Here is a 10,352-nt window from a genome sequence, read left to right as displayed (position 1 = left end):
ATGCTTAATTTTTATTGATTATAAGTGACATAAAATGGATCAAAACGTTGCCCAATTATCCCAAATCACTTCTTTCAATTTAACAAGTTTAGAAGAATGCAGTGAAGAATCCGTGTATGCTCCCGGTCAGATTCAGCCCCACGGAATCGTTTTATTGATGCAAGGAAACAGCCTCAATATTTTACAAGCTAGCGAAAATGTTGAACAGTTTTTTGGCATTTCTGCCGAAGATTTGCTAGGTCAGCCATTGCCCGGCTTATGGGGTCACGATCAAGTACAAGAAATGGTCAGGTATCTCAATCAGAAAGAACTCAACATTCATAATAGTTTTGATCTAAAAATACCTCTAAAAGAAGGCAAAATTCAAACCTTTAGAAGCACACTGCATCAGCTACCAGATGAGTTAATTCTGGAGCTCGAACCCCACTTAACTATTGAAAATAATCATTCAATCGATTTTTATCAGCGTCTGCAAACAGTTATCCTCAACTTTCGCAGTGCGATCGATCTTTCGGATTTAGCTCAAACCATTGCTAGAGAAGTAAAAGCCCTGACCGGGTTCGATCGCGTGATGATTTATCGCTTTGAAGCCGATGACCATGGGGTGGTGATTGCTGAAGAGAAAGAAAGCTATCTAGAAAGCTACCTGGGATTGCATTACCCGGCGATCGATATTCCCGTACCCGCCCGTAAATTGTTTTACCGCAACTGGGTGCGCCAAATTCCCAATATCAATTACACCCCGGCCCGCCTAATTCCCACCAAGCATCCCGTAACTGATATACCCCAGGATCTAAGTGCGTGTGTGTTAAGGGGAGTATCTCCCTACCACATTGAATATTTGCAGAATATGGGAGTTGCTGGGACACTGACGATTTCGTTAATTGACGATCGGCGCCTCTGGGGATTAATTGCCTGTCACCATTACAGCCCGCGATTGGTAGATTACGAAACTCGCAAAACCTGTGAATTTTTAGGACAATTTGCCTCGATCGAACTGGTACATCTGCAAGAGCGAGAATTGAACGTTTACCGATCGCAGGCGAAAACTATTCAGGATCAACTTCAGCAGGCATTCCGGCAAGATTCTAATTTTATCGAACAGGTATTGACCGAAAATGCTTCTCAATTGCTAGATTTAGTTCAGGCTCAGGGAGCTGCAATTATGCTCGATGGTCGTCTGACCTTGGTGGGTCAAACACCATCTGAAGCTGAGGTTTACGAACTCCTGCAATGGTTACTGGAACAGAACAAAGAACGAGTGTTTGCAACAGCTTCTTTGTCTCAGTTGTATCCCCAAGCCAAGCAATTCAAAGAGCGAGCTAGCGGTGTTTTAGCAATCTCAATCTTCCTATCCTACGCCATACAAAAGTCATACCACATCCTTTGGTTCCGACCCGAACAAATTCAAACCATAAACTGGGCAGGTAATCCACAGGATGCTGTGTCGATCGACGAAATTGGAAAAATGCACCTGTGTCCCCGCCAATCCTTTGAACTGTGGCAAGAGACAGTGCGGGATATGTCTTATCCGTGGCAGGTTGCAGAGTTAGAAGCTGCCGCCGAAATGAGACATATCCTCATGCTGGCGGTGTTAGAATTTTCGCAAGCTGCTCTAGAACACGCTGCAGAAAGGGCAGCAATAGCCAACCGTGCCAAAAGCCAGTTCCTTGCCAACATGAGCCACGAGCTCAGAACGCCACTCAACGCCATTCTGGGATTTACCCAGCTTATGAACCGCAGCCCCTATATTCCAGAAGAATTTCAAGAACATTTAGGGATCATTACCCGTAGTGGAGAACACCTGCTGACATTGATCGACGATGTTTTGCAAATGTCTAGAATTGAAGCAGGGCAATTGGTGCTGAGTAAAAGCTGTTTTAATCTGCATCGACTGCTGGGTTCTATTAACGAGATGTTCACCCTCAAAGCGTCTGAGAAAGGGTTACATTTGAGCAGCGAGTGGGATGCTACTGTCCCGCGTTATATCTGTGGCGATCAAGCAAAACTTCGTCAAATCTTGATTAATTTGCTGGGGAACGCGATCAAATTTACAACAGCAGGAAAGATAGTGCTACGCGGACGAGCTTTTTCATCAGATGATATGGCATCCGGCACAAATCGCGATCGCGCCACTAATCCACCCGATATTAAACCAACTATTACCCTGTGTCTCGAAGTTGAGGATACCGGATCTGGCATTTCTCCCTCAGATTTAGAATCAATTTTTGACGCTTTCATGCAAACAAATCGCGGTCGTCACGATCGAGGAACAGGTTTAGGATTATCTATCAGTCGTGAGTTTGCGGGTTTGATGGGAGGCGATATCACCGTGCGAAGCACCCTGAATCGAGGCTCGACTTTTACCTGCCAAGTCGTTTTGGAACTACCAGATTCCGTTAATTTAGAGGAACCTGAAATTAGCGATCGGATTATCGCGATCGAACCTGGCCAACCTATCTACCGAATTCTAGTAGTAGAAGACGTTCCAGAAAATCGGCAACTGCTGGTGACGCTGCTGGAGTCAGTTGGGTTTGATGTGTGTGCGGTGGAAAATGGGGTAGAGGCGATCGATCATTGGCAAACATGGCACCCTGACCTGATTTTGATGGACATTCAAATGCCTGTCATGGATGGTTATGAGGCGACGAGACAGATTCGAGCGCAACAGTCATTAGTCATGAGTCATGAGTCATCAGCAGATAACTCAGGGCAAATGTCACAGGACAAAAGACAAATTACACGCATCATTGCCCTCACTGCCTATGCTTTTGAAGACGATCGTATCGCCAGCCTGGAAGTCGGTTGCGATGACTACATTGCCAAGCCCTTTACTGAAGACACACTATTCGACAAAATAGCTCATCACTTGGGCGTCCGCTACTGCTACGCCGAAAAAGTTTCGCCAGACTCATCAACTTCGGCACCAAAGATATTTACTCCTGGGTTGAAAACCATGCCAACCAAGTGGATTGCAGAAGTTCATGAAGCAGCACTCGATCTTAGTGATAATAAGCTTTATCAACTTATCACTCAAATTCCCAAGGATCAACAAGATTTCATCGAGGCGATGACTTCTTTGGTCGATAACTTTCAGCTTGAAGCGATCGCAACTCTCACCAAGACTTAGGAATAAGACCATGACTACTCTACTCAAACTGGCGGCCCAAACGAATATTCTGATCGTGGATGATACGCCAGACAATCTGCGGTTGTTAGCTAAAATCCTAGAGTCACAGGGTTATATTGTCCGTAAAGCCCTCAACGGTAGAATGGCACTCCAAGGTGTTCATCGCGACCCGCCGGCTCTGATTTTACTTGACATCAATATGCCGGAGATGAATGGGTACGAAGTCTGCAAAAAGTTAAAAGCATCTGAAGCGAGTGCTGAAATCCCGGTTATTTTTATCAGTGCGCTCGAACGAGTGGAAAACAAGGTACAAGCCTTTGAACTGGGCGGTGTAGACTATATTACCAAACCCTTTCAAGAGCAGGAAGTGCTGATGCGAGTAAAAAATCAATTACTGATCCGACAGCAACGCCAACAACTGATAGAACAAAATAAACGTTTAGAACACGAAATCGAGGAACGTCTGAGGGCAGAAGCAGAAGTAAGGCAGCTATCCGTGACCGATGAATTAACTGGATTATATAACCGACGGGGGTTCTTTTTACTAGCAGACCAACAACTAAAAATTGCTCGACGCACGCACACATCCTATTTTATTTTGTTCGCTGATTTAGATGGTTTGAAAAAAATTAACGACACTTTCGGACATGAAATGGGAGACAGAGTAATCGTTGATGCAGCTCAAATATTGAAGCAAACCTTTCGTGATGCGGATATTGTGGCTCGACTGGGAGGAGATGAATTTGCTGTATTTATTCCTACGTTTTCGGGTGATTTATATAATTTTTATATTCGGCTGCAAGAAAATATAGAGCGCTTTAATCAAAAGTCCGAGCGAGCTTATATATCAATAAGTCTTGGTGTGCAGTCTGGGGATTTAAATAATGAATTTTCCTTAGAACAATTGGTGGCAAAAGCTGACAAACTTATGTACGAGCATAAACGCACCAAACGCTGTTTAAATTGTTAACCGTTCTTTTTAGAACAGCGATATCGGATCCCAAGAAGCATTATTTATTAAACGTGAGATTGACCGATAAATAGTAAACTGAAAACAAGATAGGGAAACAGCTTGAAGACTTTAGCCCCTCAGTCGGAAAACACCAGGCAGTACAGATCATTATACCTAAACCTGACAGGGTGGCAACCCAGTTAAAACCCCTCACTGTATTAGGTTAAGGGTGTGAGAGAAAGATGTCGTCGGTATTGTCCAAAAACTCGATATCAAATCGACAGACTGATGCTCTATGGGTCGGGTGTTTGCCTACAATTGCATTCTTTTTTTTAACTGGTATTATTTTCACAAATCATCGATGTTATCTATTTACCAATTCGTGCTAAAATGATACCAAACTGAACGGCGATTACTCCGAGTATGGCACTGCCAGCCCAGTAAGAAGCGGCGATGCTGTAAGATCGATCGCGCCACAAGACATTCGTCTCTAAACCGTAAGTTGAAAAAGTAGTATAAGCTCCCAAAAAGCCCGTTGTTACCATTAACCGGACTTCCGACGGAATAGTCGCCACCCGTTCAAAAGCGAGGGTGATAAAAAATCCCATAGCCAAGCAACCCGTGATGTTAATAAAAAAAGTTCCGTAGGGAAAAGCCGTACCGAAACGGCTGGCAAACCACAAGGTGATATAATAGCGGCTCAAAGCGCCGGCAACGGCACCTAAACTAATTGCGATCGGGTGGCGGAGATTCGGGTCTTGCAGCATACAGCTCTTGGACATTTGCTAGTTAAAATTGAGATGAGTTCGAGATTCAGCGGACTTATGGAAAGTATTGTAGGATTAAATTGGCGCTCGGTCTAGCTGTTCGCAATTAAAATTAAGAGAGAGTATTTATGCAAATTGTGCTGGCTACCTTAGACGATGGTTTAGTTAAAGCGTGGGAAAGCACTTGCGGCAGTATGGAAAATGTAAAGATACATCACGGTTCAATATTTGATGTAAAATGCGATGCTATTGTTAGTCCGGGGAATAGTTTTGGTTTCATGGACTACGGCTTAGATTTAGAAATTTCGGAATATTTTGGAGGGCAGGTTCTTGAACGCTTGCAAAAACTAATTCAGGCTCGACATCATGGCGAACTCTTAGTAGGAATGGCAGAAATTGTAGACACCGATCATGCTGAAATTCCCTATTTAATCGCTGCACCAATTATGCGCGTTCCCACAGTTTTAAGAGAAACAGTAAATGTTTATCTAGCAACCCGCGCAATTTTGACTCTCGTAAAATTTGGCTCAGTCCCAGATGGAACGCCAGTCAAACATATCATTGAAACGATCGCTATTCCCGGCATGGGTACGGGAATGGGCAAAGTGCCGCCACATATCTGCGCCAATCAAATGAAAGTTGCGCTCGAAGATATCCTTTTATCTCAGTACGAATTTCCTCAATCTTTACTGCACGCTCAAAGATGTCACCACTTGTTATATAGGGACGAGAGCGAAGATTTGCAGTTGGAAAATTGAAAGTATTAAATTGGCCCGTTTTATTGTGGTGAGAAACCAAGTTTATTAGTGTGTGTTTTTTTAGGTATAGAGACTTATCGCAAATTTAAGTGCGCTAAACCGTACCTGCAAGTTGGCGGTATCCTACACACGAGATCAACTTTGGTAGATATAATGTAATAGAACTGAGGTCATTCCAACTAGGTAAGCGCGGATACAAAAGTTGATAAAGCTGGAACAACAATTGCCTAGTTCTTATTAAATGCCAGAATTGCTTCTGGCGCTACAGGTACAAAGTATTAAATGCCAGAATTGCTTCTGGCGCTACACATACAAATTTTGCCTCCGGGGACTGTTAGTTTTTTTCAAAATGTTTACTACCACAGGAGAAGATTGATATGACAGATCCAAAAGTAACCGAAGAACCAGTTTTAGAGGCAACTCTCGAAACAACGGCGATCGTCAAACAAGAGATGCCCGACGCGACTGATGAGGCGATCGCAGAAACTGCGGCGTTGTTTGAAGCAATTAAAAAACGCGCCGCCGCCGAAGTGCAAGCAGCGGGCGAACTCACCCGCGAAGCTTATTTAAAAGCTGTGAATAAGGCCTCCGAGGCTATCGAAGAAAATAAGGAACTTGCCCACGAGAGAGTCACAGCAGCAGTCAGGCTGATTAAAAAAGAATCTGAGAAAAATTGGCTGGTGGTGGATGCGATTAAAACGCGGGCGCAAGCGCAGGTGCAAGATGCCGGCGAAGTCAGTCGCGAAGCTTATTTGAAAGCAGTGCGACAAGCGCGAGAAGCGGTGGAACAAAATAAATTGATCGAACGCGATCGCATCGAACAAGCTGTTGACCACATTCACACGGAAGCTGAAAAGAATTGGCACCTTATTGTGAGGCAAATTGAGTCGATCGGCACTCGCTTGACAGAGACGGCTAAGTCTGCGTGGAACGCGCTGACGGCGTTTGTTGACAAGTCTCGCAGCGATCGCGGAGATTCCTAGAAGATTTGCCACAACAGTCTGGCGATCGTTGATGAGACATCAATTGCAGGCATTCGTTTGTTATTGTGGGAATTATCTGCGTTTATCTGCCTCCATCTGCGGTTGACCTATCAATCAATGATTTGTGCAATAAGTCTAAAGTACAGCCCGCCGGGTTTTGAACCCCCAGCGGGCTATTAGCTATTGAACCTGCATTTGCATTCAGCAACTGTTTCAGGCATACTGCATAATTAAAAAGCTTTATTTTTAGTCCACAACCCCCAATTATGAGAACTTACTACTGCGGCGAACTGCGAAGCGAACACATCGGAGAGACTGTCACCCTTTACGGCTGGGTGGATCGCCGCCGCGATCATGGCGGGGTGATTTTTCTGGATGTGCGCGATCGATCGGGTATTGTGCAAATTGTCAGCGATCCTGAACGCACCCCCGATTCCTATCACGGGGCTGAGGCTTTACGCAGCGAATACGTGGTTAAAATTACCGGGCGAGTCACCAGCCGCCCCGAAGATTCCCTCAACCCGAAATTGCCTACGGGTGAGGTGGAAATTTATGCTGACGAAATTGAGTTGTTAAATGCGGTTCGCAAACAGTTACCGTTTCAGGTGGCGACGGCGGATACCGAAAGCGTGCGGGAAGATTTGCGGCTGAAATATCGCTATTTGGACTTGCGGCGCGATCGTATGAGTCGCAATTTGCAGCTTCGCCACCAAGTTGTCAAAGCTATGCGTCGCCACCTGGAAGATGTGGGAGGTTTTATTGAAGTTGAAACACCGATTTTAACTCGATCGACTCCTGAAGGTGCGAGAGATTATTTAGTGCCCAGCCGCGTCAATTTGGGCGAATGGTACGCTTTGCCGCAGTCGCCGCAGTTGTTCAAACAATTGTTAATGGTTTCGGGTTTAGACAGATATTATCAAATTGCCCGCTGTTTCCGCGATGAAGATTTGCGCGCCGACAGACAGCCGGAATTCACACAATTAGACATGGAAATGAGTTTCATGTCTTTAGAAGAAATTCTCGAATTAAACGAAGGTTTAGTCTCCCAGATTTTCCAAAGTGTCAAAGGCGTAGAATTGCCCCGTCCTTTTCCGCGCTTGACTTACGCAGAAGCAATGGATCGCTATGGTAGCGACAAACCAGACACTCGCTTCGGTTTGGAATTAGTCGATGTTTCCGATTTGATGAAAGATTCGGGATTTAAGGTATTTTCCGGGGCGGTTGCTGCGGGCGGAATTGTGAAAGTTTTGCCGATTCCGGGCGGGAATGAGGCGATTTCTAATGTGCGGATTAAACCGGGCGGCGATTTGTTTAAGGAAGCCAGCGAAGCGGGTGCGAAGGGATTGGCTTACATCCGGGTGCGGGAGAATGGCGAAATTGATACGATCGGCGCAATTAAGGATAATTTGACGGAAGCACAAAAACAGGAATTGCTCGATCGCACGGGCGCGCAACCAGGTCATTTGTTGTTATTCGCAGCGGCTGATGTGACAACTGTCAATAAGACTTTGGATAGATTGCGTTTGTTCGTCGGTAACGAATTGGGATTGATTGACAAAGACAAGATGAATCTGCTGTGGGTGACTGATTTCCCGATGTTTGAATGGAACGCTGATGAGAAGCGTTTGGAAGCATTGCACCACCCGTTTACTGCGCCGCATCCTGACGATATTAATGATTTGAAAACTGCGAGAGCTCAAGCTTACGATTTGGTGTTAAATGGTACAGAAGTCGGCGGCGGTTCTCTGCGGATTTATCAGCGGGAAGTTCAGGAAAAGGTGTTTGAGGCGATCGGCTTATCGACTGAGGAAGCTTACAATAAGTTTGGCTTTTTGTTGGATGCGTTTGAGTATGGAACTCCGCCCCACGGAGGCATTGCTTACGGTTTGGATCGCTTGGTGATGCTGTTGGCTGGTGAGGAATCGATTCGCGATGTGATTGCGTTTCCGAAGACGCAGCAGGCTGGTTGTTTGCTGACTAATGCGCCGGCTGGGGTTGATGAGAAGCAGTTGAAGGAGTTGCAAGTGCGATCGACTTATACGCCTAAGTCATAAGTATGAAACACCTTGATAATTGCGACTTCATTAGTTGCAGGTAGATGTCGGCGGCGGGGCGATCGCGGTTATCGAATTTGCTGCTGTCGATGCAGAGGAGTTGGAGGGAAGGCGTGGAGGTTGGTTTCGGTGAGTTGGGTTTGCAGAAGTTGGGGGAGTTGGGCGAGGGGGGAGGTTTAGTTTTCGGTTAAACCGTGCCATGCTTGATAAAATTGGGGATAGGGCAGGTTGGCGGCGCAGTCCCAAACGACTTTGTAGCATTCATCAAATCGGTCAAAGTTGTTTTGGTAAACGTCATTACTGAGGCAGTCTTTTAAGGCCGAGACGACATCTGCATATTGTTTGGGTGTGGTTAATATTTCCCTCAAACTGTATGCCGCCGGCCCACAGGTATGTTGATTGTCAGTAGTTTCCAGAATTCTGATTAAATCTGCGATCGCTTGAGGATTTCCTTGTCCGATTTCCCCCAAACTGTATGCCGCCTGCCAACGGGTATCTTCATTGTCAGTAGTTTCCAGAATTCTGATTAAATCTGCGATCGCTTCAGGATTTCCTGGGTCGATTTTCCCCAAACTCTCTGCCGCCCGCCTACGGGTATCTTCATTGTCAGTAGTTTCCAGAATTCTGATTAAAGCTGCGATCGCTTGAGGATTTCCTTGTCCGATTTCCCCCAAACTCTCTGCGGCCCCCATACGGGTAAGTTCATTGTCAGTAGTTTCCAGAATTCTGATTAAAGCTGCGATCGCTTGAGGATTTCCTTGTCGGATTTCCCGCAAACTGTATGCCGCCAGCCTACAGGTATCTTCATTGTCAGTAGTTTCCAGAATTCTGATTAAAGCTGCGATCGCTTCAGGATTTCCTTGTCCGATTTCCCTCAAACTGTATGCCGCCAGCCCACGGGTATGTTGATTGTCAGTAGTTTCCAGAATTCTGATTAAAGCTGCGATCGCTTCAGGATTTCCTTGTCCGATTTCCCCCAAACTGTATGCCGCCCCCATACGGGTATCTTCATTGTCAGTAGTTTCCAGAATTCTGATTAAAGCTGCGATCGCTTCAGGATTTCCTGGGTCGATTTTCCCCAAACTCTCTGCCGCCCGCCTACGGGTATCTTCATTGTCAGTAGTTTCCAGAATTCTGATTAAAGCTGCGATCGCTTGAGGATTTCCTTGTCCGATTTCCCCCAAACTCTCTGCGGCCCCCATACGGGTAAGTTCATTGTCAGTAGTTTCCAGAATTCTGATTAAAGCTGCGATCGCTTGAGGATTTCCTTGTCGGATTTCCCGCAAACTGTATGCCGCCAGCCTACAGGTATCTTCATTGTCAGTAGTTTCCAGAATTCTGATTAAAGCTGCGATCGCTTCAGGATTTCCTTGTCCGATTTCCCTCAAACTGTATGCCGCCAGCCCACGGGTATGTTGATTGTCAGTAGTTTCCAGAATTCTGATTAAAGCTGCGATCGCTTGAGGATTTCCTGGGTCGATTTTCCCCAAACTGTATGCCGCCCGCCAACGGGTATCTTCATTGTCAGTAGTTTCCAGAATTCTGATTAAAGCTGCGATCGCTTGAGGATTTCCTGGGTCGATTTCCCGCAAACTGTATGCCGCCCCCCAACGGGTAAGTTCATTGTCAGTAGTTTCCAGAATTCTGATTAAAGCTGCGATCGCTTGAGGATTTCCTGGGTCGATTTTCCCCAAACTCTCTGCCGCCC

General features: G+C 45.7%; 8 protein-coding genes. 5 read left to right on the top strand and 3 right to left on the bottom strand.

Annotated features, from left to right (window positions below; all coding sequences use genetic code 11):
- Positions 1–34: 34 nt before the first annotated feature.
- On the top strand, positions 35–3,130 hold the full coding sequence (locus tag QUA40_RS07050; protein WP_333123259.1) for a response regulator: 3,096 nt from the start codon (positions 35–37) through the stop codon (positions 3,128–3,130).
- A 10-nt stretch (positions 3,131–3,140) separates the two neighbouring features.
- Entirely contained in the window at positions 3,141–4,100 is a 960-nt protein-coding gene (locus tag QUA40_RS07045; protein ID WP_333123256.1) for a diguanylate cyclase, read from the top strand.
- Between the two features lie 350 nt (positions 4,101–4,450).
- Here QUA40_RS07045 and crcB read toward each other — a convergent pair whose 3' ends face one another.
- Positions 4,451–4,864, bottom strand: a complete 414-nt coding sequence (gene crcB / locus QUA40_RS07040; protein WP_333123254.1) for a fluoride efflux transporter CrcB — start codon at positions 4,862–4,864, stop codon at positions 4,451–4,453.
- Between the two features lie 113 nt (positions 4,865–4,977).
- On the opposite strand from crcB, the gene QUA40_RS07035 reads away from it, so the two are divergent.
- From QUA40_RS07035 to aspS, 3 genes are all read left to right on the top strand, one after another.
- Complete coding sequence (locus QUA40_RS07035) at positions 4,978–5,607, top strand: macro domain-containing protein (RefSeq protein WP_333123250.1); 630 nt, start codon at positions 4,978–4,980, stop codon at positions 5,605–5,607.
- A 377-nt stretch (positions 5,608–5,984) separates the two neighbouring features.
- On the top strand, positions 5,985–6,590 hold the full coding sequence (locus QUA40_RS07030; RefSeq protein ID WP_333123247.1) for a hypothetical protein: 606 nt from the start codon (positions 5,985–5,987) through the stop codon (positions 6,588–6,590).
- Positions 6,591–6,856: 266 nt separating this feature from the next.
- Complete coding sequence (gene aspS / locus QUA40_RS07025; protein ID WP_333123246.1) at positions 6,857–8,644, top strand: aspartate--tRNA ligase; 1,788 nt, start codon at positions 6,857–6,859, stop codon at positions 8,642–8,644.
- Here aspS and QUA40_RS28955 read toward each other — a convergent pair.
- Complete coding sequence (locus QUA40_RS28955; RefSeq protein WP_445301127.1) at positions 8,634–8,735, bottom strand: hypothetical protein; 102 nt, start codon at positions 8,733–8,735, stop codon at positions 8,634–8,636. The genes aspS and QUA40_RS28955 overlap by 11 nt on opposite strands.
- A gap of 85 nt (positions 8,736–8,820) precedes the next feature.
- Positions 8,821–10,352 (bottom strand): HEAT repeat domain-containing protein (locus QUA40_RS07020; RefSeq protein WP_333123243.1); only part of this gene is annotated, 1,532 nt, incomplete at its 5' end.

Origin of the sequence: Microcoleus sp. Pol11C3 (assembly GCF_036701485.1) — a bacterium.
GTDB lineage: Bacteria > Cyanobacteriota > Cyanobacteriia > Cyanobacteriales > Microcoleaceae > Microcoleus.
The sequence above is the reverse complement of the archived record's forward strand: the minus strand, read 5'-3'. Positions and strand labels throughout refer to the sequence as shown.

Coding starts and splice junctions, on each gene's coding strand:
- QUA40_RS07050 (WP_333123259.1), top strand. CDS start 35: ATGGATCAAAACGTTGCCCAATTATCCCAAATCACTTCTTTCAATTTA.
- QUA40_RS07045 (WP_333123256.1), top strand. CDS start 3,141: ATGACTACTCTACTCAAACTGGCGGCCCAAACGAATATTCTGATCGTG.
- crcB (WP_333123254.1), bottom strand. CDS start 4,864: ATGTCCAAGAGCTGTATGCTGCAAGACCCGAATCTCCGCCACCCGATC.
- QUA40_RS07035 (WP_333123250.1), top strand. CDS start 4,978: ATGCAAATTGTGCTGGCTACCTTAGACGATGGTTTAGTTAAAGCGTGG.
- QUA40_RS07030 (WP_333123247.1), top strand. CDS start 5,985: ATGACAGATCCAAAAGTAACCGAAGAACCAGTTTTAGAGGCAACTCTC.
- aspS (WP_333123246.1), top strand. CDS start 6,857: ATGAGAACTTACTACTGCGGCGAACTGCGAAGCGAACACATCGGAGAG.